The organism is Oceanobacillus sp. FSL H7-0719 (assembly GCF_045040795.1).
GTDB lineage: Bacteria > Bacillota > Bacilli > Bacillales > Amphibacillaceae > Oceanobacillus.
The window spans coordinates 2,408,901-2,432,786 of record NZ_CP150301.1 but is presented as its reverse complement, the minus strand read 5'-3'; the positions used below and the strand labels follow the sequence as shown (position 1 = coordinate 2,432,786).

Genomic DNA, 23,886 nt, shown 5'->3' with positions numbered 1-23,886 from the left:
AACAATCAGGCTTTACCGGCTGGAAGCCCGATTAGCCATTGTTTGCTTTGTACAAACGCTGGGACCCGAGATCGAACAGCCTGTTAATCTCTGAAAAAAATACCAGAATACTAGTTTATCTTTTCATTTCTCTGACCATACTATGGATAGTTCATTAAAAGGGGAGCATGAAAATGAAAAAACTAGTATTTTTTATATTTATTATACTTTTAGTTTCCATTTGCCTTGTTGGCTGGAATAAACATAATCAAGCAGCTGGTTCAGGAGAAGAGGACTATCAAGTTATTCCGGATGAAGCGATTCGTTTGCGGATACTCGCAAATAGTGATGAGGAAGCAGATCAGAAGCTGAAGCATATGGTGCGGGATCGGGTAAATGAAAGGGTAACAGAGTGGGTAGCTGATATCACAGATATAGAAGAAGCAAGAAAACTCATTCAGCAAAAAATCCCTGAAATAGAAATGATCATTCAAGAAGTTGTTGATGAAAATGGAACAGAAAATGATTTTTCAGTAGAATATGGGAGCAATATTAGTTTTCCAATGAAATTGTATGGCGATTATCTTTATCCAGCTGGTGAGTATGAAGCAATTTTAATTACGCTTGGTGAGGGCGATGGTTCGAACTGGTGGTGTGTATTGTTTCCGCCTTTATGTTTTCTCGACTTTTCATTTGGCACTACTGTAGAAGCGAAGGATTTACAAGAAGAAGAGCTGGAAGAGCCAGAAGAAGTCGAAGTGAAGTTTTTTCTATTTGAATGGTTAGGTTGGTCATAGTTTTATGGGATATTGCATAAAATGCTAGAAAAGATAATAATCCAATCTTCTTGAGGTGAATAAAATGAAAATAATGCCTGTAAAACATGCAGTTTATGAACAGCTTGTGGATTACCTTGAACGAAATGATAATATAAATAAACAGCTGTTGCTGCAAAAGGGCTATGTTGTGGAAATCTCGGGTCATATAGAAGCGAGCTTTATTCTGGAAGAACTGGAATCGGACGTTTTATGGTTGAAACAACTATATATTACGCAAAGTGAAGCAGCTAAACTGCCAGTTTTACTAGAGACGATTCTACAATTAGCGAGAAAACGGGAAGCAAAGTTAGTATATGTCCACAGTCACCAACCGGTTGTGGATATCTTGCTGGAAGCCTTGAGCTTTCAACCAGAAAAACAAAATAAATTTATTGCTGAGAGGTCTGTCATGTCAGGCAGTTGGTGGAGTTACCAAGTGTCATAGAGATATATTCACATTATCCCCAAATGGATGTGAATAACTTGTTGAAAAACTGGATGAATTCTATTGTTAAACATGGATACCCCTTATTATTTAACGATATTCCTCTCCTTGGCCTGTGGATAAATATCCATGGGCTTTCTTGTTGAAAACTTCTGCTCTCTTCCAATCCCATCTGGAAATCTGCTCGCTTTCCGCGAGCAGCTGGTATGTCTCTTATCCCGGACGATTCGGTTTGCCTTGTGCTCAAATGCTTAAGGGTGCTCTGATTATGTTGCTAGATTAAGAATGAGTCCTTATGAGAGTTGTTGCTGGGAATAAGCATGCGTGCAGACGATATAATAATCTAAAGCGTCTTCTGCTATCATATAATGACATAACTATATTTCGAATGTCGAATTACCGGATTAATCTAGTCAGCGGTTTATATCCTGGCATGATAAAAGAGCTGCAGTGTAAACGGACTGTAATTGTACGTGGAGTTATGGCAGCTGCATTGCATAATTTTAATTTTTCATCTAAACTGTTTAACATAGAAACGAGGGTTACCGATGGAAACAAAACAGATGATAATCAAAAATAATGAAATAGATAATAAAAACGTCATTCGGGAGGCTGCCGCGCTGTTATCGGAGGGTGAACTTGTTGCTTTTCCAACTGAAACGGTCTATGGACTTGGAGCCGATGCTACAAATGAAGAAGCCGTTGCGAAAATTTTTGCGGCAAAGGGCAGACCACAGGATAATCCATTGATTGCTCATGTCGCAACAGTCGAACAATTGCGAGGACTTGTGGATAACCTGCCAGATTATGTGGAAGAGTTAATCAAAGCTTATTCCCCAGGGCCTCTTACATATGTACTTCCAACGAATGGAACATGTGCAACGAACGTAACAGCAGGGTTATCCACAATAGCTGTGCGTATTCCTGATCATCCTGTTGCTTTATCGATTTTACAAGCATGTAATCTGCCGATAGCAGCACCAAGCGCAAATATATCGGGTAAGCCGAGCCCGACGGCAGCAAGTCATGTTTATGAAGACTTGCAAAGTAAAATTGCAGGGATTGTCGATGGTGGTCCGACAGGTGTTGGTTTGGAATCAACAGTGATTTCCTGCCGGGAGAACGATGTTGTCATTTTGCGGCCTGGTGGAATTACGAAAGAGCAAATTGAGGAAATCATTCCTGTTGCTGACATCGTAATGGAAAATAATGAAAAACCTGCATCACCAGGAATGAAATATAAACATTATTCGCCTGAAGTGCCATTATGGCTTGTGGAAGGAAATGCAGAAGCAATCCAACAGGTTGTGGATAAAGAGCAGCATAAAGGGAAAAAAGTAGCTGTTCTTGCCAGCAAAGAAATTTATCAACAGGTAAAAGCAGATGAGCGTTTTAATCTTGGGGGTAATCTTTCAGAAGTTGCAAGTCGGCTTTATGATGCACTGCGGACTTTTAAAGAGGCAGAGGTTGATCTTATTATCGCAGAGGTATTTCCAGAGACAGGTATTGGAGAAGCGGTAATGAATCGTTTGAGAAAAGCGATGACAAGGTATATCGAACAATAAACAGCCTGAAATAGAATACTCCCTTCTTGGCATGCATATAGTGTATAAGCATGTCCAAGGAGGGAAGAATCCTGGAAAATACGAGTGGTGAAATACTTTCACTTATTTTGCTCGCCCAAGCTCTGGCACTTGATGCATTTTCCATTTGCCTGGGAATTGGGATGCAGCGTTTACGTTTGAAAAGAATCCTGTTGATAAGTCTTGTGATTGGAAGCTTTCATGTGTTCATGCCTTTCATTGGCATGATTCTTGGAAAAATGATTGCATCGCCATTAGAAAGTTATGCACAGCTTGTAAGTGGAATTATTTTATTTGTCATTGGTGCGCAAATGTTCTTTGGTGCTTTTACAGAGGAAAAGAAGCTCTTGATACCTCCAGTTGGCCTAGGACTTTTTCTTCTGGCAATTACCGTAAGTATTGATAGTTTTACTGTCGGATTTGGTCTTGGAATTTCCGGAGTGCAGATTATGCTGGCACTGCTTTTATTCGGTTTTTTCAGTGCTTTGCTCTCGTGTCTCGCATTACTGATAGGGCGCAAGGTACAAGGGTTTCTTGGAAGGTATAGTGAGCTTCTTGGTGGAAGTATTCTATGCGGATTTGGGATAAGCATTATTTTTATCGCAGGTTAAGAGGCAGTAAACCCCCATCTCAGGAAGTGAAGAAGAAATGAACATTTTAGTTGGGGTATCAACTTCCTCTAATCGCCCGATTGGTTCAACTAACAATCAGTGGGAAAGAAGCAAAACCTCCCACCGATTGAAGTTTCACTTTATGTAAGGACTCTCTGCAATTGCGTGAGTCTTTTTACTTTTCTAGGTCTTTTCTCACAGAAAAAAACGAAATCCGTTAACACGTATGAGAGAATATGTTATATTAATAATAGAATTGTACTGGGGGTTTATTAATGAATATTTTATTTGTATGTACGGGAAATACTTGCCGAAGTCCGATGGCAGAAGCGCTGTTAAAAGAGCGTTACCCAAAGGCTCATGTTCAGTCTGCAGGTGTTTTTGCAAGCAAAGGATCAGAGGCTAGCAGCAATGCGATTAAAGCCTTATCAGAAAAGAATATTTCATTTACACATTCCTCTCAGCCAATCACAGATGAATTACTGAACTGGGCGGATATCGTTCTGACAATGACTACCGATCATAAACAGCTGCTTGTCATGGAGCATCCGGTTCAGCAGGCGAAGTACTTTACGTTAAAGGAGTATGTCGCTGATGCAGATCAGGCAACCTGGCAGCAATTCATCACAGCCAGAACAGATTTCGAGGAAAAGCGACAACGCTTTATTCACGAAAATCAGCAAAAATATAATACGAATCAATTGAACCAAGCATTGCAAGAATACCTTATGGAGGATTATGAAAGACTGCGGGAAATGGAGAGTCAAATTATCAATTATGATATTTCCGATCCATTTGGCGGTACATTAACTATTTATCTGGAGACACTTGAAGAACTAGATCAAAATATCCAGTGTCTGATTAAAAAAGTGGAAAATCAGTGAAGAAATCTGAGGAGGAAGCCAATGGAAAGGAAACATTCATTCAGCATAAGATTAAAGCTCGTCCTGTTTACCGCTTCTTTAGCAATCATTACATATAGTACTTCTTACGTGTTTATCTTTTTTTTATATGATTATTTTAAAACTGTCTTGCCACTTAGTGTGGAATGGTTTACAGTTATTACATTCCTGTTGGGAATCATCTGGTCGGGAATTTTGGCGTTTTTCTTTGCCAGAATAATTACAAGGCCAATCGAAAATCTTGAGAAAGCAGCAAGGAAAGCTGCAGAAGGAAATCTGAACCAGACTGTTGAAATACCAAAGTCACATGATGAAATTCGTGGTTTAGCGATTTCTTTTGATGCGATGCTGCGTAATTTAAATGGCATTGTACAAAATATTGAAGAAAATTTTGAGAAGACGAATGACTCTGTTATACAGATGAAACAGGCTTCGAATAAAGCATATACACATTCACAGCTGATTGGTACATCGATCAGCGAGATTTCCAGAGGTGCGGAAGACTCATCAGAAGCAATTCAAAATACGGCAGAATCTGTCGAGGTTGCTTCAAACCTGGCATTTAATGTTCAGGAGAGCGCTGCACAGTCTAAAGAGAAATCCAATCAAATGCTGGAGACGTTAACGAATAGTAAAAAAGTAGTGAATCATCTAGTCAACGGAATTAACCAGCTTGCTCGTGAACAGGAAACGTCATTAGCAAATGTGGATAACCTTAAGCAAAATGCACTTCAAGTCGAGTCAATTATTACGATGGTTGGCGAGATTGCAGAGCAAACAAACTTGCTTGCGCTGAATGCTTCCATTGAGGCTGCAAGAGCGGGTGAGCATGGACAGGGCTTTGCAGTTGTTGCGGAGGAAATTCGGAAGCTGGCAGACCAAAGTGCTCAAGCTGTCCAGCAAATTTCCGGATTAATTGGATCCATCCAAGAAGATGTTAAAAATGTTGTAGAAAATATTAATCAAAATGTAATTTTTGCAAATAAAGAAGCAGAGAATGGTAAAATAACCAATGCTGCTTTTGAAGAGATGTCTGGTTCTGTGATGGAGGTAGCTTCTGAAATTGAGTCGATTTCTGGTCTTGTGGATAAACAGCTCGGGTCGATTCAGGATACAAGCCGCGAATCACAGGAAGTTGCTGCAATTGCGGAAGAAACCTCTGCAGGAACAGAAGAGGTGAATGCTGCGATTCAGGAGCAGGTAGCGAGTATTGAAGATGTAGACCGTCTCGCTTCAGAGATTGAAGAACAGGCAAATCTGCTGAAGAAACAAATTAATCAATTCCAGCTATAAAATTTAGAAGGGATGAGATGAAGTGAAAGTATTACTTACTGGCGACCATGCCGGCATGACACTGCGTAATGAAGTTGCCGATTTATTAGATGAAATGGGCATTGTATATGAAGATGCGGGTGCAAGCTGTGTTGCATCAGTTGATTATCCTGACTATGCTCTTCCTGCAGCAGAGCGCATTGCCAGCGGCGAATTTGATCGTGGAATTTTTATCTGCGGCACCGGAATCGGCATGTCGATTGCAGCGAACAAAGTAAAAGGAATCCGTTGTGCACTTGTTCACGATATGTTTAGTGCAAAAGCAACAAGACAGCATAATAATTCAAATGTCCTTGCAATGGGTGAACGGGTAATTGGTCCCGGTTTAGGAAGAGAAATTGCAAAGGTTTGGCTTGAAACGGAATTTCAAGGTGACCGTCATGAAAGAAGAATTGAAAAAATCACAACGTACGAAGATAAATAAATTTAAAAGCATAAATGGAGTGTGATACTCTATGTCAATTCAACAGGAAGTGAAACAAGATATACAAGCTGTCGTTGCTGAATGGCTGGCGACAGATTATTTGAAAAAGGACGGGCTTTTCGTTATCGGCTGTTCGACAAGTGAGGTTGCCGGCAAAAAAATCGGCACAGCAGGAACAGAAGACATTGCAGAGGTTCTTTTTCAAGAATTAAAACGATTAAAAGAAAACACAGGTATTCAGCTCGCATTTCAATGCTGTGAGCATTTGAACCGTGCACTCGTTGTGGAGCGGGAAACACTGATTGCCTGTCAGCTTGAGGAAGTAAGTGCAGTTCCTGTTCCAACAGCAGGCGGTTCAATGGCTTCTTACGCCTACAAGCATATGGAGGACCCGGTTGTAGCAGAAACGCTCAAGGGTAAAGCACATGCCGGTATTGATATTGGCGAAACGATGATTGGAATGCATTTAAAATCAGTTGCTGTGCCACTGCGTTTTGAACAAAAGTTTATTGGGTCAGCTCGACTGGCTGCTGCCCGGACAAGGCCAAAGCTGATTGGCGGATCCCGCGCAAACTATGAAAATACCAGAAACAATTGATACAGGAAGAACAGTAGTGTAAAATGATGTATATTTCTTTTGCACTGCTGTTTCATCGTTTTAGGCTGCAGTAAGGAATTTTGTAAAGAAGAGAGAAGAATGAGAACAATAATATGTTCCTTCACTTCATACATCGTATTTAACATATAAGGGGGCTAAAAAATGGAACATCTGAAACAATCAGATCCAGAATTGTATCAAGCAATGGAGAATGAGAAGAAGCGTCAGCAAAATAATATTGAACTCATTGCATCAGAAAACTTTGTGTCGCAAGCGGTAATGGAAGCAGCGGGTTCTGTGCTTACCAATAAGTATGCGGAAGGGTATCCTGGCAAGAGGTATTATGGCGGCTGTGAATTTGTGGACGTTGCGGAAGATTTAGCGCGTGACCGTGTGAAAGAAATATTTGGTGCTGATCATGCAAACGTGCAGCCGCATTCAGGAGCTCAAGCAAATATGGCTGTCTACTCAGCGATCCTCGAACCTGGGGATACAGTGCTTGGTATGAATTTAAGCCATGGAGGTCACCTTACACACGGAAGTCCAGTTAACTTCAGTGGAAAACTCTATAAATTTGAGGAGTACGGGGTGGATAAAGAAACAGAGCAGCTCGATTATGAAGCTGTTTTGGAAAAAGCAAAAGAAGTTAAACCGAAATTGATTGTTGCTGGTGCAAGTGCATATTCGAGAATCATAGATTTTGCGAAATTCCGCGAAATTGCTGATGCTGTTGATGCATACTTAATGGTCGATATGGCGCATATTGCAGGACTTGTTGCAGCAGGCTTGCATCCAAATCCAGTGCCATACGCTGATTTTGTTACAACAACAACACATAAAACATTGCGTGGTCCACGTGGCGGTGTCATTCTTTGTAAAGCAGATTATGCAAAGAAAATTGACAGTTCCGTATTCCCAGGCATGCAAGGTGGCCCATTAATGCATGTAATTGCAGCAAAAGCTACAGCATTTAAGGAAGCATTATCTGCTGAATTTAAGGAATACGCAAACCAGATTATTAAAAACGCAGCAGTTCTTGGAGAAGAGCTTTCTAAAGCAGGCATTCGTATCGTTTCTGGCGGTACAGATAATCACTTGCTTTTATTGGATGTTAAAGCTCTAGGGTTCTCTGGTAAGCTTGCTGAAAAAGTACTTGATGATATTTTAATTACTACAAATAAAAATACGATTCCATTCGACACGGAAAGTCCTTTTGTAACAAGTGGTGTTCGTATTGGAACAGCTGCAGTAACAACACGCGGCTTTAAAGAAGAAGAAATGAAGGAAATTGCCGATATTATGGCAACTGCACTGAAGAATCATGAAGATGAAGCAGTTCTTGCAGAATTAAAACAGCGTGTAGTCAACCTGACAGATAAATTCCCGTTATATACAAACTAAAATAAAAGCAGTTCATCAGATCGATTTCTGAATGGACTGCTTTTTATTGTTGCAGCCAAGCCTTGTTACTTTTTCCCATAATATGCTCTATTGAAAATAAAAAGAAAAATTTAAATGTCAAAACTGTACTTGAATAACTGCTAGAATTTCAGTACAATTTGAGAGATATAAAAAATCTGAAGGAGTGATCTGCAATTGGGTAAAGTTTTCGTACTAGATCATCCGTTAATTCAACATAAATTAACGCATATTCGTGATAAAAACACAGGAACAAAGGAATTCAGAGAATTAGTTGATGAGGTTGCTATGTTAATGGCATTCGAAATTACTAGAGATCTTCCTTTAATGGACGTTGAAACAGAAACACCTGTAACCACTGCAATTACGAAAGAATTAGTTGGCAAAAAAATTGGTCTTGTTCCGATTCTACGTGCAGGTCTAGGTATGGTTGAAGGGATGCGTAAATTAATTCCAGCAGCAAAGGTCGGTCATGTTGGACTTTATCGTGATCCTCAAACATTAAAACCTGTAGAATACTATGTGAAGCTTCCATCAGATATTTCTGAGCGTGAACTAATCGTAATGGATCCAATGCTGGCAACCGGCGGATCAGCAAATGATGCAATCCAGGCATTAAAAAAACGCGGTGCAAAAAACATTAAATTAATGTGCCTCGTCGCTGCTCCAGAAGGTGTAGAAGTAATTAAAGAGGAACATCCTGATGTCGATATCTATTTAGGTGCGATTGATGAACGCCTTGACGAACATGGCTACATTGTCCCTGGTTTAGGTGATGCAGGCGACCGTTTATTTGGAACAAAGTAAGACGTATCATAAGAAACCATTTACAGCCCCGAACAGCGAAGAAGCAAGGTTCGGAGCTGTTTTTTTATGAATAAACCAACAAGGGAAACACTGTCACCGTCTGTTTAAAGAGAAACACTTACACTGCGAATCCCTGTCCACTTCCACATACTATCCTGATTTTTCCAAACACCATACATAGAAACTGATTTTTATCGAAAACTAAGCATAATTCATCATGGGGGGACGACCTTAATGAAACAATTGCTATGTTTTCTCGTATTCATTAGCTTTTTAGTGACAGCAGAAATAACGACTGCAGCCGAAACGGAGCTGGAAACAGTAATTATAGAAGTAGAGGGTGATGTGGAGCAACATCAAGCATACATAGAGACTTATCACCCTTTTATCGAAGTGATTGCAAGCTATTCAACGATCTTTAATGGGCTTGCTATCGAAGGGAAGCCAGAGCATCTCGCGAAAATGGAAACTGCAGATTTTATTAAAGGGATGTATCAGCCACAGCAGTATCAAGCACTTTCCACTGGAAACCTGCGGGAGCAATTCATCCAGCCAAGTTATCCACAGACTGGCTATTCGGGAAGTGGAGTTAAAGTTGCTGTCATTGATACGGGGATAGATTATACACACCCAGACCTTAAGAGAAATTATATTCAGGGATTTGATTTATTTGATTTTGATGAGGATCCAATGGAGACAGTGCCAGAGCAAGGGATACCAACGAATCATGGCACACATGTTTCTGGGATTATCGCTGCCAATGGCAAAATAAAAGGAATCGCTCCAGAGGCAGAAATTTACGCTTATCGAGCGTTGGGACCGGGTGGCTATGGTTCAACCATCCACATATTAGCCGCACTTGAAAAAGCGGTATTAGATGATGTGGATATTATTAATCTCTCCCTGGGAAACCAAGTAAATGGACCGGACTACCCAACAAGTACAGCAGTGAATCAAGCGGCAGAACTGGGAGTTTCCGTCGTTATTGCCAATGGGAATAGTGGTCCGGGAAGCTGGACAGTTGGCGCTCCGGCAACTGCTGCACATGCACTGTCTGTCGGAGCAGCAACAGCCCCGGCTGAAATCCCCTTTCTTTATGATTCTCTGGAAGATATGAAAATTGAGATTCTAACGATGCAAGGCGCATCTGACTGGAATTTGAAGAAAGACTATCCGGTAATTGCTGCAGAGCAAGCACAGGAATCCCTGCAAGGGAAAATTGCTCTATATCAACGAGGTGAAAGAACTTTTCAAGAATTAGCCCTTGAAGCACAAGAGCGTGGTGCGATTGCCGTACTGATTGCAAACAATGAAGAAGGGGCATTGCATGGGATGATTGAAAACCAGGGTATCGTTATTCCGGTTGCAGGTATTACACAGGCTGAAGGGGAATGGCTCCGCAATCGGAATGAGCATTACATCGATACAATTTACGAAAAGAAACCAACGACGATAGCTGACTTCAGCTCGCGAGGACCAGTGACCGTTAATTGGCAGATTAAACCGGATATTTTAGCGCCAGGAACAAGTGTTTTGAGTACAGTGCCTGGAGGTTACGAGGCATTTGATGGCACAAGTATGGCCGCGCCTTATGTAAGTGGAGCGATTGCGCTAATGAAAGAAGCCCATCCTGACTGGAATGTGGATAAGGTTTTTCATGCTCTCAAGACGACTGCGGCTCTGTTAAAAGAGGAACCTGACATTCTCGCCCCCTCGATTCAAGGTCATGGTCTGATTCGCGTAAAGGATGCAATCGAAACCCCTGCAATTATTTATAACGCGGAATTGCATGGCGGAAGAATTTCAGAACGGCATCAAGAGAAAGATTTTAAAGTAGCAATTGAAAATCTGACGGAAACCGAGCAGCACTATACATTTAACATCCCAAAACAGAAAACTGGGCTTCATTGGAAGCTGCCTCTTTCTTTCACAGTTAAACCTGGTGAAAAGCAGGAGATTGCGGTTGAATTGGCAATAAACAGTACTGTCATGAAGGAAGGGGTGCATGAAGGATATATTGAATTAGTGGAAAAGACGACGAATGAAGCCTACGAGCTTCCATATCTGTTTGTGAATCAGGAAGCAGATCAGCCGAAAGCAGCAGGATTCGAATGGAGTATGAAGCATTTTTCTAACGATACGTATACTTACCAAGTCTATGCCACTGAAGATTTAAAGACCTTTACTGTAGATCTCTATGACCCGGATACACTGTTATATAAAGGACGGCTAATCACGCTTGACAAACCAGCGACAGGGATGAATGAAGGGGAAATCACAAGTGAAAACCTGGACCCTGGAATATACACGGCTGTTCTTACAGCAATTACTGAGCAAGGTGTAATCGAAAAAGAAGAAGTTACAATTGCAGTTGAATAAAGTGGAGCAGCAAATAAAAAAGTATTTGCTGCTCCACGCATAATCAATGGTACTCTTATTATTATAATTACAAAGTAATAATAATTATTATTGAGAAATATACTTAAATTGAAATATTTCCAGGTTGTTCACAGAAACGTCATAAATACAATGATAGAATTGAAGGATAATGTATAGGGATTGTAGTATATTCGTTCGTTTTATTGTCGGAAATGGATAAAAAAAACCAAGAAAGACAATTTCTTTTATATTATTATTCTAATTGACAATCAAGGGCTTAATAATGTAAACTAACTTAGTGTGGGAAGAATGGATTCCAGGTGAAATGTGAGGTTTGCACCATTTCTTTTAACAGAAGTATAGTTTGTTTTTTTCTGTAGAAATAGAGCAGAAATGTCACATATTAAGTTGTTTCTCAACTGGATTTTCTAAAACATAGCAGAAAATGGAATTTGAAAGATTCTCCCATTATTTTTTTGTTACATAGGTAAGCCCGCTGTTCGACTGACAAGTTTTGTAAATGAATCAGGAGTGCGGATGTTTTACAGGTATTGCATGGAAACGCATGCAACCTGCAACTGGATGTTATTCTTCCGGAGTAATATCTATGTTTCTTACATAGGAGAGTAGAGTAAACATGTTTGAATTTGACAGTATGGTAGCACGTCAACGAAAGTGGATGCTCTATTTCCTGGCATTGTTCGTGCTCGGGGCTGGATTCCTTCCTTATACTAGAGTTTTTAACGGACTCGTGCTGGGGGGAGCAATTAGTTTCTACAACTTGTGGTTGCTGCAGCAAAAGACCAGGGCGTTTGGAGATGCTGTTGCGACAACAGGAGAACCACGATCTGGCTTAGGAACATTCTCAAGAATGGCAGCAGCAGTGTTAGGTGTGGTTGTTGCAATGCGTTTTGAAGAAAACTTCCATATTATCGCTGTGGTTATAGGTTTAATGACTTCTTATCTGGTGATGGGCCTTGATGGAATTGTACGATTGCTGTCAAGAAAGAGGGACCATGATAATCAGTGATAGCTGTTTACAGCATGATATGCAGGTTTTTTAATTAAATCAACAATGTAAAGGGGTGATAATATTGGATCATACAGCTCCAATAGTTGAAGATGTATTTGGAATCTCCTGGCTCGACTTTAACCTTGCGAACGTATTCATGCTCGCAATTGTATCCATTCTTGTCTTTGTCGTAGTTGTATGGGCAACTCGCAGTCTTCAAATGAAACCAACTGGAAAACAGAATATAATGGAGTGGATTGTCGATTTTATTAGAGGGATAATCAGTGATACGATGGACTGGAAAGCTGGGAAAATCTTCTTGCCGCTGGCCCTTACATTGGCATTCTTCATTCTGTTTGGTAACATCGCTGGGATAGTAACAATTGGTGTGGTTGGCACAGACCTGTGGTGGAAAGCACCTACTGCTGATGCAACGATTACATTAACATTATCAACTATGGTTATTCTTTTGACACATTTTTATGGTATCAAAATACGCGGGACGAAGAATTACTTCAAGACGTATTTAAGTCCGACACCAGTCCTGTTGCCGCTTAAGATAGTTGAAGAGTTTGCAAACACATTAACATTAGGACTCCGTTTATTTGGTAATATGTTTGCGGGAGAAATATTATTAGGTTTGCTTATTGGATTAGCAACAACTGGATTCTTAGGATTCTTTGGAGCAGCATTGCCAACACTGGCATGGATGGGCTTCAAGCTCTTCATCGGAGCAATTCAGGTTTACGTATTTATCATGTTATCAATGGTATACATGTCTCATAAAGTGAGCGAAGACCATTAAATAAAAAAACAAATAATAGTGTGTTCAAATAGGAGGATAAAAAGGACCAAGGTCGGCTAAATCGCAACGTCCTGTTGCAATGCCGACACTAGCACATCCTGTGCGTCGAAGTTCGAGGCGGCGAAGCTCCCCGCACCGGAATGTACATTATTAGGTACATGAGGGGCGGAAAAGCGAGCCAACGAAGAAATTCGAAGTGTCATTTTTACCGGACTTTTTGGACGACCTCAAATAGAGGTTTATTATAAAAGGAGGAAATTAGAAATGGGAGCATTAGCAGCAGCAATAGCAGTTGGACTAGCAGCATTAGGTGCAGGTCTAGGAAACGGTATGATTGTAAGTAAAACAGTAGAGGGTATTGCAAGACAACCAGAACTTAAAGGCTCACTACAAGGAACAATGTTTATCGGGGTAGGGGTAGTTGAGGCGATTCCTATCATGGCAGTAGTTATTGCATTCATGGTTCTTTAATAAGTTTAAGATGGCGGGGATCGGATTTTAGAATCTTCGCCATTCCTTTATGTAGTGATTAATTGATCAGATACTGTGAAAGGAGTGAAATCAGTGCATTCATATATTAACTTTATGACTGTTGGCGCATCTGTAGGTGGACTGCGGGTGGGAGACATGCTTGTTACACTGTTCTTCTTCTTGGTCCTGTTAGTTCTGCTTAAAAAGTTTGCATGGGGTCCGCTAATGGACATGATGGAAAAACGTGAGAACTATGTTGCAAATGAAATTGAAGAGGCTGAGCGCAGCAGAGCGGAAGCAGAAAAATCTGCGGCAAGTGCAGCAGAACAGTTAAATCAAGTGAGACAAGAAGCACAAAAGATTATTGAGGACGCTAAGGTTGCTGGCGTGAAGCAGGAGCAAGACATTATTGAATCTGCACGCCTTGAAGCAGAGCGTATCAAGAAACAAGCACAAGCTGATATTCAAAACGAAAAAGAGCAGGCTATTCAAGCGCTTCAGGCACAGGTTGCTTCATTATCTGTACTTGTTGCAAGCAAGGTAATTGAGAAAGAAATCAATGCACAAGATCAAGAGAAATTCATTAATGAGTATATTAAAGAGGTAGGAGAAGAGCGATGAGTGAAATTGTTGTAGCCAAGCGTTATGCAGATGCTCTTTTTCAACTGGGTTCAGAAAAGTCAATACTTGAAAAGTACGTTGAAGATCTCACAGTAGTGCGTGAAGTCTTCAGTAACAATAAACAATTAAACACATTCCTATTGCATCCAAAAGTGAATGGGGAACAAAAAGAACAGCTTTTAACGAAAAGCTTAAAAGGCTTACATACTGATGTCGTAAATACAGTTAAACTGCTTGTTGCACGTCATCGTACAGCGCTTATTCCATCCTTTGTTGATGCATTCGTAAAAAATGTGAATGATGCGAAGGGAATTGAAGTTGCAACTGTTTACTCTGTTCGTGAGCTTACAGACGCTGAAAAGCAAAACTTACAACTATCATTCGCTAAAAGACTTGGTAAAAATACACTTGAGTTCAATAATGTGGTAGACCCGTCTCTTATCGGTGGTATTAAAATCCGCGTCGGCAACACCATTTACGATGGAACAATAAGCGGGAAGCTCGGTCGAATCAAACGTGAGATAACAGTAGCAAACATATGATGATAGGGGTGAAATGGTATGAGCATTAATGCTGAAGAGATTAGCAAGCTGATAAAACAGCAAATCGAAAACTTTGATACGGATATCGAAGTATCAGATGTTGGAACAGTTATTGAAATCGGGGATGGTATTGCACGTGCACATGGCCTCGAAAATGCAATGGCTGGTGAACTATTAGAATTCTCGAATGGTGTAATGGGATTAGCGCAAAACCTTGAGGAAAGCAACGTAGGTATCGTTATCCTTGGAGATTATAAGGGAATCAAAGAAGGCGATGAAGTTCGTCGTACAGGAAGAATCATGCAAGTACCAGTTGGTGAGGAATTATTAGGACGTGTTGTAAATACTTTAGGTCAACCAATCGATGGACAAGGCCCAATCAATACAACGAAAACACGCCCGATTGAAGCAGGAGCACCAGGAGTAATGGATCGTAAATCTGTTGATGAACCATTGCAAACAGGGATTAAAGCGATTGACGCACTTGTGCCAATTGGACGCGGTCAACGTGAATTAATCATTGGTGACCGTCAAACAGGGAAAACAACTGTAGCAATTGACGCAATCATTAACCAAAAAGATCAAGATATGATTTGTATCTATGTAGCAATCGGACAAAAGGAATCAACAGTAGCTTCTACCGTTGAAACACTTCGCCGTTATGGTGCATTAGACTACACGATTGTTGTATCTGCAGGGGCATCTGACCCAGCACCATCTCTATACCTTGCTCCATATGCAGGTGTAGCGATGGGAGAAGAATTTATGTATAACGGAAAGCACGTACTTGTTGTATATGATGATTTATCAAAACAAGCAACTGCATACCGTGAACTTTCATTACTATTACGCCGCCCGCCAGGACGTGAAGCATTCCCAGGGGATGTATTCTATCTTCACTCCCGTCTGTTAGAGCGTGCAGCAAAATTGAGTGATGCGAAAGGCGGCGGTTCTTTAACTGCACTGCCATTTGTTGAAACACAGGCTGGAGATATCTCTGCTTATATTCCAACAAACGTTATCTCAATTACTGATGGACAAATTTTCTTGCAATCTGATTTATTCTTCTCGGGTGTACGACCAGCGATTAACCCAGGTTTATCCGTATCCCGTGTAGGTGGATCAGCACAAATTAAAGCAATGAAGAAAGTTGCAGGTACACTTCGTCTGGACCTTGCATCATTCCGTGAGCTAGAAGCATTCTCGCAATTTGGTTCTGACCTTGATAAAGCAACACAAGCGAAGCTGAATCGTGGAGAACGTACAGTAGAAGTATTGAAACAAGGTTTGCATAAACCATTAGCTGTTGAATACCAGGTAATGATTATCTATGCATTAACAAAAGGTTACCTTGATGATATTCCTGTTTCAGATATTCTACGTTTCGAATCAGAAATGAATGTTTGGCTGGATACAAATGGAACGGAATTGCTTGATGAAATTCGCACAACTGGAAACCTTCCAGATGCTGACGCAATGAATAAAGCAATTGAAACATTTAAGAACACATTCCTGCCAAGTAACTAAAACAAAAGCGAAGATGACCGTCCAGCAACATTTAAACGTTAAAGTTTGCTAGTCTCCGGTCGCTTCAGCTGGACGTTGTTCCAGTAATTTATATAAAAAGGGTTCAGCCGCGGACGTCTTGCTGAACCCGCCTAAATCGCTACGAAAGGGTGGTGAAACAGCTTGGCATCACTTAGAGATTTGAAAGCACGTATAGATTCAACAGGCAAAACGAAAAAAATCACGGCTGCAATGGAAATGGTGTCTGCTTCTAAAATGGGGAAAGCCGAACGAAATGCAAAAGGCTTTGTACCATACAGCGATAAGATTCAGGAAGTTGTTGCAAGTATTGCAAACAGCAATTCTGATGTTACCCATCCAATGCTTCAAAAACGCAAAGTGAAGAAAACCGCTTATCTTATTATCACTTCAGATAAAGGACTAGTTGGTGCGTATAATAGTCATGTCTTAAAGAATCTAGTACAAACAATTGAAGAAAGACATAAAGATCCATCCGAGTATACGATTATTGTTATGGGATCGAAGGGATATGATTTCTGCAGAAAACGCAATATGCCAATTTCCAACAGCATATTAGGCGTTTCTGACCAGCCTCACTATGCGGATATTAAAGAACTCGCTTCCGAAACCGTACAAATGTATACCGATGGGGAAATTGATGAATTGATTCTATTCTACAATCATTATGTCAGCGCAATTTCACAAGTTGCCACGAAAAGACAGCTGCTGCCAATTGAAAATATAGCAGACCACGGAAATGTGAATAGTGATTATGAATATGAACCAAATCAAGAAGAAATATTATCGGTGCTTTTACCACAATATGCAGAGAGTTTAATCTTCGGTGCATTATTGGATGCGAAAGCAAGTGAACATGCGGCAAGTATGACTGCAATGAAGAATGCGACAGATAATGCGGAAGAGCTTATCGACGAACTTTCTCTTCATTATAACCGCGCCCGTCAAGCGGCAATTACACAAGAAATCACTGAAATTGTTGGTGGAGCAGCAGCGCTTGAATAGCATGAATTGATTGGAAAAGTAAGTTAGGAGGGAAATCGATGAGTAAAGGACGAGTTATACAAGTAATGGGACCAGTTGTTGACGTAAAATTCGAAGACGGCCAGCTCCCAGACATTTATAACGCTTTAGAAGTCAAAATAGACACTGGTGAAGCAGTTAACACACTTACACTAGAAGTTGCGCTTCATCTTGGTGATAACAGTGTCCGCACAATTGCGATGTCTTCAACAGATGGCGTGCAACGCGGCGCAGCTGTTACTGACTTAGGCAGACCTATCTCTGTACCAGTAGGGGATATCACATTAGGAAGAGTATTTAACGTATTAGGTGAAAAAATCGATTTAGATGAGCCACTAGAAGCTGGCGTTCGTCTTGACCCAATTCACCGTGATGCACCTAAATTTGAAGAGCTTTCAACTCAAACTGAAATTCTTGAAACAGGAATCAAAGTAGTTGACCTTCTCGCTCCTTATATTAAAGGTGGTAAAATCGGACTATTTGGTGGTGCCGGTGTAGGTAAAACCGTACTTATTCAAGAACTGATCAACAACATCGCACAAGAACATGGCGGTATTTCCGTGTTTGCTGGTGTTGGTGAACGTACACGTGAAGGTAATGACCTTTACTATGAAATGAAAGATTCTGGAGTTATCGCGAAAACAGCGATGGTATTCGGACAAATGAACGAGCCGCCTGGAGCACGTATGCGTGTTGCTCTAACTGGTTTGACAATGGCTGAGTACTTCCGTGATGAGCAAGGGCAAGACGTGCTATTGTTCATCGATAACATTTTCCGTTTCACACAAGCAGGTTCTGAGGTGTCTGCATTGCTTGGCCGTATGCCATCAGCGGTAGGATACCAGCCAACACTTGCAACTGAAATGGGACAATTACAGGAGCGAATCACTTCTACACAGAAGGGTTCTGTTACATCAATTCAAGCAATTTATGTACCAGCGGATGACTATACGGATCCGGCACCTGCAACAACATTCGCTCACTTGGATGCAACGACAAACTTGGATCGTAAGCTTTCTGAGCAAGGTATCTACCCAGCAGTGGATCCACTTGCATCTACATCACGTGCACTTGACCCAGAAGTTGTTGGAGAAGAGCACTACAAAGTGGCGACTGAAGTTCAAATGACATTACAGCGTTATAAAGAATTACAAGATATTATTGCAATTCTGGGAATGGATGAGCTTGGTGACGAGGACAAATTAGTTGTTGCTCGTGCACGTCGTGTTCAATTCTTCCTGTCACAAAACTTCCACGTTGCTGAACAGTTTACTGGACAGCCTGGTTCTTATGTACCTGTACAAGAAACAGTTAAAGGCTTCAAGGAAATCCTTGAAGGTAAGTATGATGATCTTCCAGAGGATGCGTTCCGCTTAGTTGGACGTATTGAAGAAGTTGTAGAAAAAGCAAAACAAATGCAATAAATCATAATGGAAGAAGTGGCGATGATTACAAAGTGTAAAGCATTGCCTGCTTCTTACCAATATTAGGAGGGGTTTAACCTGAAAACACTAACTGTGAGTGTTGTAACTCCTAGTGGTCCAGTCCTGGAAGAGGATTATGAAATGATTGTTTGTAAGACGGAAACTGGTGAATTAGGAATATTGCCAGGGCATATCCCATTAGTTGCTCCTCTAACAATTGGTGCTGTTCGTTTAAAGAAAAACAACGATACATATCAACTAGCTGTCAGTGGAGGATTTATGGAAGTGCGCCCAGATAAGGTGACAATTCTTGCCCAGTCTGCTGAAAAAGCAAGCGAAATTGACGTTGCTCGCGCAAACGAGGCAAAAGCCAGAGCAGAACGCCGTTTACAAGCAAAACAAGATGATACCGATTTCCAGCGAGCTGAATTAGCACTCAAACGAGCATTAAATCGTATAAATGTAACTCGTAAGTAATAGGTATAATCACCTGTTTAGCCAAACTCGAAATGGACTGGGCCATAGGATAGAAAAGCTTGAGCAAATACAGGCTGTTATCGTGACTTTCGTCGCATGAAACGATGCGGCGAATGCTTGCTTTATTCAGAAAGTTTTTATGTCTGGTGCAGTTCAAGAAAGTGAAGCAGAGACTTTAGAGCTACATTTAGTCGAAAATTGATATTGAAAAGAAAATCTCTTATAACAAATTAGTTGTAAGGGATTTTTTATGTTAGAGTAAGGGGAATAAGAAAAAATGTCGATATTTCCCGGGAAATTTTGACACAACAGGGTCTATCCCCGATAAGCAAAGGAGTTTTTTATGATTTCTATTGGACAAATTGCGTTTATTAGTATTCTGTCACATTTGATCTTTATTTATCTTACTTGGCGTGTCATGTTGAAGATGAATTTTGACCCGATTATTCGTAAAGGGCACCAAAAAGAAGGAAGGATATTTTTGTTATTTCTTTCGATCGTCATTGGTACGGGTGTAAGCAGTTTTGTACTTGATATTCTTCAGTGGTCGAGAGATTTGACCTACCTATTCTAGACTTGTTACCAAAAAGAGTTCAGCAGCTGAGCTCTTTTTTTTCAGTGATTTGACAAGAACAGACTATCCAGCAGAAACCCCTCATATCATGTCGTGAAATTTTAGCCTCTCAATCTCTTAATCTATGAATAAAAAAATATCCCTTGCCTATAATGAATTGTAATCTAAGGTGAGGTGGTTATTATGAAAAAAAGCATGGTCATCTGTATAATTATTTTAAGTCTCGCAATGAATGGTGCATCTCCATATACTGAAATAGATCCCTTATTTAAATTCACTGAACTAGCTGAAGCTGAACAATTAGAAATAACCGGCTGGGAAGTAACGATAAAAGAGACGAAACAGCTGGCAAATAGAGAAGCATATGTGAACAAATTCCGAAATCAACATCTGGTAGCTATGACAGAGGATGAAAATAGTATAAACTATGTATTTGAGGATAGAAATAACCTTGACATGAAGATACAATATAATGTAATTATACCGTTCCATTCCGATGAGCAAATTGAGCTGATTACAGTGATAACAGGGACGGAATGGGATGAAAATATCAAAAGAAATTATACGAATACAATTGCTGATTTGAAAAAAGAAATGTTTACTCCAAATGCAAGAATATTTACTTGTATTGAGCTCATAGATGGTGGTACAATAGAGAGTAGTATGATTATAGAACATTTTCTATCATCACTTGAGCTTTTACATATGGAAGCACAGGGTGACAATGTGCAATCATCGAGGCTTAAGAATATTATTTACGGGTATACACCTCTATGGAATGAAAGTATTAATTTAGATGGCATACCACTAAATATACAAATAGCAACTACCGAACTTGACACTGGAGATTTAAAGTACATGATAGGCACACCTATCCTAATAAATGAATACTAATAATATGAAATTGGATTTGAAGGAGATTTATAAAATATGGAGAAAATCATCGTAAGAGGTGGACAGCAACTGAATGGCACTGTAAAAGTCGAAGGTGCGAAGAATGCAGTACTGCCCGTTTTGGCTGCGAGTTTAATTGCGAGTGAAGGGAAAAGTGTTATCACTGATGTTCCCGTTTTAGCGGATGTATATACGATTAATCAAGTATTAAAAAGCATAAATGCTGATGTAGAATTTGACCCTGAAACAAATACCGTAGAAATTGATGCTTCCAAACAATTGCTGACAGAAGCTCCTTTCGAGTACGTTCGAAAAATGCGCGCTTCTGTACTTGTACTGGGACCATTACTTGCCCGCTATGGACACGCAAATGTTGCAATGCCAGGTGGCTGTGCAATTGGCTCACGTCCAATTGATCTGCATTTAAAAGGATTTGAAGCGATGGGCGCTGAAATCCACGTAGGAAATGGCTTTGTAGAGGCAAAAGTCGATGGCCGTCTTAAAGGTGCAAAGATTTATTTAGACATGCCAAGTGTAGGTGCAACGGAAAATATTATGATGGCTGCTGCACTCGCAGAAGGAAAGACGACGCTTGAGAACTGTGCTAAAGAACCTGAAATCGTTGATTTAGCTAACTACCTGAATAAAATGGGTGCAAACATTGTTGGTGCTGGTACAGAAACAATTCGAATTAATGGAGTAGAAAAACTTCATGGTGCAAACCATTCCATTATTCCTGACCGTATCGAAGCTGGTACGTTCATGGTTGCCGCTGCAATTACTGGTGGAAATGTATTAGTTGAAAATGTGGAAAGCGAACACTTGCGTTCAGTTATCTCCAAGCTTGAAGAAATGGATGTCAAAGTCCTTGAAGAAGGCAACGGGATTCGTGTGATTGGCCCTGAGGAATTAAAGGCAACGGATGTGAAGACACTTCCTTATCCTGGTTTCCCAACTGATATGCAATCACAAATGATGGCATTAATGCTAAAAGCAAACGGCACAAGTGTACTTACAGAAACTGTCTTTGAAAATCGCTTTATGCATGTTGAAGAATTTAGAAGAATGAATGGGAAAATTAAAATTGAAGGACGCAGTGTCATTATTGAAGGTTTGAATGATCTTCAAGGTGCTGAAGTAGCAGCAACAGATCTTCGTGCTGCAGCAGCTCTAATTTTGGCTGGGTTAGTTTCAGAAGGAAACACTCGTGTAACACAGTTAAAACACTTAGACCGCGGTTACGTGAATATCGTAGGCAAGTTAGCTGCTTTAGGAGCAGATATTGAACGTGTAGACGAAAATGGCAATGCCGTTGATACAGCGCCAATTGCTATAACTCAAAAGATTTTAGAACAAGAAACTGCTGAATTATCATAAATATATGCTCATAATGATAAATTATGAATAAAAGGACAGATGAACGCTATAATCATCTGTCTTTTTTTACTTTGCAATCAAATGTTTGTTTGAGCTTCCTCCATTTAAAAAAACCAGGTCTATTTTTATGCAGAGATGTATAAACATATTAATAGAGCAGGAAATTCATTTTGTATGCGAATCGTATAGAAGCCCAGAACACAGGGTAAGCTGGTTTGGCAGCAGAATGGAATTAAAAACAAGGAGGGAATTCGTGATAAAACCGAAGAAAAAACTTTATAGCAATAAAAAGCTGAAACGAAAATTTAAATCAAATTCTTTAGCAACGAAGATGAAGCATACATCATCGTATAAATCCAAGCTGCCCCCTTCTATTAAAAACAGAGGTCTTGCTAAATTGAAACAGCAGCACTTTACTTATCCGTTTCCAATTATCCTGACCCTGATTTGTCTGATGCTGATTATTTTAGTTGTTCCGAGTATTATTGTACTGACGCTGGGTACAAATTCTGCAGGGACAAATAAAGCAAAAGAGGAAACAGCATTAACGGATACGGAATCAATCTCTGTAGCAGTCATGCGAACAAAGGCAGACGTTGTGGAAGATGTTCCATTAGAAAACTATATTGTTGGGGTCGTTGCCGCTGAGATGCATGCCGACTTTGAACTGGAAGCATTAAAAGCACAGGCACTTGCTGCCCGCACGTATACAGTCAGTCATTTAATGGGGAATAATCAAGAGGAAACGTATGATATAACAGATACAGTTCAGCACCAAGTTTATAAAAATGATAAGGAACTGCGAAAGCAATGGGGCAGTTCCTATGATGAAAATATGGAAAAGATTAAAAATGCAGTACATGCAACAGAAGGGGAAATTCTAACCTATAATGAAGAACCGATTATGCCTGCATTCTTCTCAATGAGCAATGGTTATACGGAAAACTCTGAAGACTATTGGGAAAACGAATTACCTTATCTGCGCAGTGTAGAAAGCCCCTGGGAATTGGATAATCCAAAATTGACAGATCAAAAGACGTTCTCTATCACTGACTTGGAAGAATTGCTGGAAATCAATATAGGTGATAAGAAATCAACCGACATCGTCATTTCAAGAAAGGAAAGTAAACGTGTGGAACAATTAACGATTGAAGACAATCGTTTTACTGGCAGGGAAATAAGAGATAAACTAGAACTTCGCTCCAGTGACTTTTCTGTAACACAAAAAGATGATCATTATATTTTTACAACGAAAGGGTATGGCCATGGAGTGGGTATGAGCCAATATGGTGCAGACGGCATGGCAAAAGAAGGGAAAACATACAAGGACATTGTAAAATACTATTATCAAGGCATCGAAATAAGCAATATCGATGAAACAGTGCCAACTCTCGTCTCCAAATAGACGAGAGTTTTTTTATGCTTGAATGCAGTTCTCCCGTTTACCTTCTATTGGAAGCCCGCTTTTCAAATACTTCCTGCAAAAGCTGATTTCGCTCGATGCTTCTTCTTGTTTCTGGGCAGGTAATAATATATTCTGGGTAATCTATAATGAAAAACGCTATTGGACTTTCACTCCACAATACTATTATTCAGTTGCATAAAGGTTTGTATATTAGTAAAGGGTCTATTGACATTATATTATCTAGCATATGAATGACAGCGCTCAGCGAGTGAACATACGATTTTTACTAGGACGAAGAAGGTTTAAACTTGTTACTTTGCCCTCAACTCTTCTAATAATGCATAGAATTCAAAAATTTTCATAAAAAAATGTATAGATTTTCTATTATCTGAACAGAATGGTTGTTGAGGTGATGAAGA

25 protein-coding genes are annotated in these 23,886 nt (G+C 40.1%); all 25 read left to right on the top strand.

Annotated features, from left to right (window positions below):
* The first annotated feature begins 173 nt into the window (after positions 1-173).
* The 25 genes from spoIIR to spoIID all read left to right on the top strand — a co-directional run bounded on the left by spoIIR (position 174) and on the right by spoIID (position 23,467).
* Positions 174-776, top strand: coding sequence for a stage II sporulation protein R (gene spoIIR, locus NST93_RS12600; RefSeq protein WP_405097543.1), 603 nt, complete (start codon positions 174-176; stop codon positions 774-776).
* A gap of 64 nt (positions 777-840) precedes the next feature.
* Entirely contained in the window at positions 841-1,242 is a 402-nt protein-coding gene (locus tag NST93_RS12595) for a hypothetical protein (RefSeq protein ID WP_405097541.1), read from the top strand.
* Positions 1,243-1,537: 295 nt separating this feature from the next.
* A complete protein-coding gene (locus tag NST93_RS12590) occupies positions 1,538-1,822 on the top strand; it encodes a hypothetical protein (protein WP_405097539.1) in 285 nt (94 codons plus the stop codon).
* On the top strand, positions 1,791-2,807 hold the full coding sequence (locus NST93_RS12585; protein ID WP_405097537.1) for an L-threonylcarbamoyladenylate synthase: 1,017 nt from the start codon (positions 1,791-1,793) through the stop codon (positions 2,805-2,807). The genes NST93_RS12590 and NST93_RS12585 overlap by 32 nt, the downstream gene beginning before the upstream one ends.
* A gap of 50 nt (positions 2,808-2,857) precedes the next feature.
* A complete protein-coding gene (locus NST93_RS12580; RefSeq protein WP_405097535.1) occupies positions 2,858-3,436 on the top strand; it encodes a manganese efflux pump MntP family protein in 579 nt (192 codons plus the stop codon).
* 275 nt (positions 3,437-3,711) lie between these two features.
* Complete coding sequence (locus tag NST93_RS12575) at positions 3,712-4,320, top strand: low molecular weight protein arginine phosphatase (protein ID WP_405097533.1); 609 nt, start codon at positions 3,712-3,714, stop codon at positions 4,318-4,320.
* A 21-nt stretch (positions 4,321-4,341) separates the two neighbouring features.
* Entirely contained in the window at positions 4,342-5,631 is a 1,290-nt protein-coding gene (locus NST93_RS12570; RefSeq protein WP_405097531.1) for a methyl-accepting chemotaxis protein, read from the top strand.
* A gap of 22 nt (positions 5,632-5,653) precedes the next feature.
* The gene (gene rpiB / locus NST93_RS12565) at positions 5,654-6,094 is read left to right on the top strand and encodes a ribose 5-phosphate isomerase B (RefSeq protein WP_405097529.1); all 441 of its coding nucleotides are present in this window, start codon (positions 5,654-5,656) and stop codon (positions 6,092-6,094) included.
* Between the two features lie 31 nt (positions 6,095-6,125).
* On the top strand, positions 6,126-6,692 hold the full coding sequence (locus NST93_RS12560) for a TIGR01440 family protein (RefSeq protein ID WP_405097527.1): 567 nt from the start codon (positions 6,126-6,128) through the stop codon (positions 6,690-6,692).
* Between the two features lie 162 nt (positions 6,693-6,854).
* Positions 6,855-8,093 (top strand): serine hydroxymethyltransferase, encoded by a 1,239-nt coding sequence (glyA, locus tag NST93_RS12555; protein WP_405097525.1) that lies wholly within the window; start codon positions 6,855-6,857, stop codon positions 8,091-8,093.
* A gap of 195 nt (positions 8,094-8,288) precedes the next feature.
* Positions 8,289-8,918, top strand: coding sequence for a uracil phosphoribosyltransferase (gene upp / locus NST93_RS12550; RefSeq protein WP_405097523.1), 630 nt, complete (start codon positions 8,289-8,291; stop codon positions 8,916-8,918).
* A gap of 234 nt (positions 8,919-9,152) precedes the next feature.
* Complete coding sequence (locus tag NST93_RS12545; protein WP_405097521.1) at positions 9,153-11,297, top strand: S8 family serine peptidase; 2,145 nt, start codon at positions 9,153-9,155, stop codon at positions 11,295-11,297.
* Between the two features lie 637 nt (positions 11,298-11,934).
* Complete coding sequence (locus NST93_RS12540) at positions 11,935-12,327, top strand: ATP synthase subunit I (protein WP_405097520.1); 393 nt, start codon at positions 11,935-11,937, stop codon at positions 12,325-12,327.
* 64 nt (positions 12,328-12,391) lie between these two features.
* Entirely contained in the window at positions 12,392-13,114 is a 723-nt protein-coding gene (atpB, locus tag NST93_RS12535) for a F0F1 ATP synthase subunit A (protein ID WP_405097518.1), read from the top strand.
* A 264-nt stretch (positions 13,115-13,378) separates the two neighbouring features.
* Entirely contained in the window at positions 13,379-13,585 is a 207-nt protein-coding gene (gene atpE / locus NST93_RS12530; RefSeq protein ID WP_405097516.1) for a F0F1 ATP synthase subunit C, read from the top strand.
* A gap of 93 nt (positions 13,586-13,678) precedes the next feature.
* Complete coding sequence (gene atpF, locus NST93_RS12525; protein ID WP_405097514.1) at positions 13,679-14,206, top strand: F0F1 ATP synthase subunit B; 528 nt, start codon at positions 13,679-13,681, stop codon at positions 14,204-14,206.
* Entirely contained in the window at positions 14,203-14,748 is a 546-nt protein-coding gene (locus NST93_RS12520) for a F0F1 ATP synthase subunit delta (protein ID WP_405097512.1), read from the top strand. The genes atpF and NST93_RS12520 overlap by 4 nt, the downstream gene beginning before the upstream one ends.
* An 18-nt stretch (positions 14,749-14,766) precedes the next feature.
* Positions 14,767-16,275, top strand: coding sequence for a F0F1 ATP synthase subunit alpha (atpA, locus tag NST93_RS12515; RefSeq protein WP_405097510.1), 1,509 nt, complete (start codon positions 14,767-14,769; stop codon positions 16,273-16,275).
* Between the two features lie 162 nt (positions 16,276-16,437).
* Entirely contained in the window at positions 16,438-17,298 is an 861-nt protein-coding gene (atpG, locus tag NST93_RS12510; RefSeq protein WP_405097508.1) for an ATP synthase F1 subunit gamma, read from the top strand.
* Between the two features lie 38 nt (positions 17,299-17,336).
* Positions 17,337-18,740, top strand: coding sequence for a F0F1 ATP synthase subunit beta (atpD, locus tag NST93_RS12505; protein WP_405097506.1), 1,404 nt, complete (start codon positions 17,337-17,339; stop codon positions 18,738-18,740).
* Between the two features lie 78 nt (positions 18,741-18,818).
* Entirely contained in the window at positions 18,819-19,217 is a 399-nt protein-coding gene (locus NST93_RS12500; RefSeq protein WP_405103870.1) for a F0F1 ATP synthase subunit epsilon, read from the top strand.
* A 343-nt stretch (positions 19,218-19,560) separates the two neighbouring features.
* Entirely contained in the window at positions 19,561-19,791 is a 231-nt protein-coding gene (locus tag NST93_RS12495) for a DUF1146 family protein (RefSeq protein ID WP_405097504.1), read from the top strand.
* Positions 19,792-19,974: 183 nt separating this feature from the next.
* Positions 19,975-20,685 (top strand): YwmB family TATA-box binding protein, encoded by a 711-nt coding sequence (locus tag NST93_RS12490; protein WP_405097502.1) that lies wholly within the window; start codon positions 19,975-19,977, stop codon positions 20,683-20,685.
* 36 nt (positions 20,686-20,721) lie between these two features.
* Positions 20,722-22,062, top strand: coding sequence for a UDP-N-acetylglucosamine 1-carboxyvinyltransferase (murA, locus tag NST93_RS12485; RefSeq protein WP_405097500.1), 1,341 nt, complete (start codon positions 20,722-20,724; stop codon positions 22,060-22,062).
* A 253-nt stretch (positions 22,063-22,315) separates the two neighbouring features.
* Complete coding sequence (gene spoIID, locus NST93_RS12480; protein ID WP_405097498.1) at positions 22,316-23,467, top strand: stage II sporulation protein D; 1,152 nt, start codon at positions 22,316-22,318, stop codon at positions 23,465-23,467.
* Positions 23,468-23,886 lie beyond the last annotated feature (419 nt).

Coding starts and splice junctions, on each gene's coding strand:
- spoIIR (WP_405097543.1), top strand. CDS start 174: ATGAAAAAACTAGTATTTTTTATATTTATTATACTTTTAGTTTCCATT.
- NST93_RS12595 (WP_405097541.1), top strand. CDS start 841: ATGAAAATAATGCCTGTAAAACATGCAGTTTATGAACAGCTTGTGGAT.
- NST93_RS12590 (WP_405097539.1), top strand. CDS start 1,538: ATGAGAGTTGTTGCTGGGAATAAGCATGCGTGCAGACGATATAATAAT.
- NST93_RS12585 (WP_405097537.1), top strand. CDS start 1,791: ATGGAAACAAAACAGATGATAATCAAAAATAATGAAATAGATAATAAA.
- NST93_RS12580 (WP_405097535.1), top strand. CDS start 2,858: ATGTCCAAGGAGGGAAGAATCCTGGAAAATACGAGTGGTGAAATACTT.
- NST93_RS12575 (WP_405097533.1), top strand. CDS start 3,712: ATGAATATTTTATTTGTATGTACGGGAAATACTTGCCGAAGTCCGATG.
- NST93_RS12570 (WP_405097531.1), top strand. CDS start 4,342: ATGGAAAGGAAACATTCATTCAGCATAAGATTAAAGCTCGTCCTGTTT.
- NST93_RS12560 (WP_405097527.1), top strand. CDS start 6,126: ATGTCAATTCAACAGGAAGTGAAACAAGATATACAAGCTGTCGTTGCT.
- glyA (WP_405097525.1), top strand. CDS start 6,855: ATGGAACATCTGAAACAATCAGATCCAGAATTGTATCAAGCAATGGAG.
- NST93_RS12545 (WP_405097521.1), top strand. CDS start 9,153: ATGAAACAATTGCTATGTTTTCTCGTATTCATTAGCTTTTTAGTGACA.
- NST93_RS12540 (WP_405097520.1), top strand. CDS start 11,935: ATGTTTGAATTTGACAGTATGGTAGCACGTCAACGAAAGTGGATGCTC.
- atpE (WP_405097516.1), top strand. CDS start 13,379: ATGGGAGCATTAGCAGCAGCAATAGCAGTTGGACTAGCAGCATTAGGT.
- NST93_RS12520 (WP_405097512.1), top strand. CDS start 14,203: ATGAGTGAAATTGTTGTAGCCAAGCGTTATGCAGATGCTCTTTTTCAA.
- atpA (WP_405097510.1), top strand. CDS start 14,767: ATGAGCATTAATGCTGAAGAGATTAGCAAGCTGATAAAACAGCAAATC.
- atpD (WP_405097506.1), top strand. CDS start 17,337: ATGAGTAAAGGACGAGTTATACAAGTAATGGGACCAGTTGTTGACGTA.
- NST93_RS12495 (WP_405097504.1), top strand. CDS start 19,561: ATGATTTCTATTGGACAAATTGCGTTTATTAGTATTCTGTCACATTTG.
- NST93_RS12490 (WP_405097502.1), top strand. CDS start 19,975: ATGAAAAAAAGCATGGTCATCTGTATAATTATTTTAAGTCTCGCAATG.
- murA (WP_405097500.1), top strand. CDS start 20,722: ATGGAGAAAATCATCGTAAGAGGTGGACAGCAACTGAATGGCACTGTA.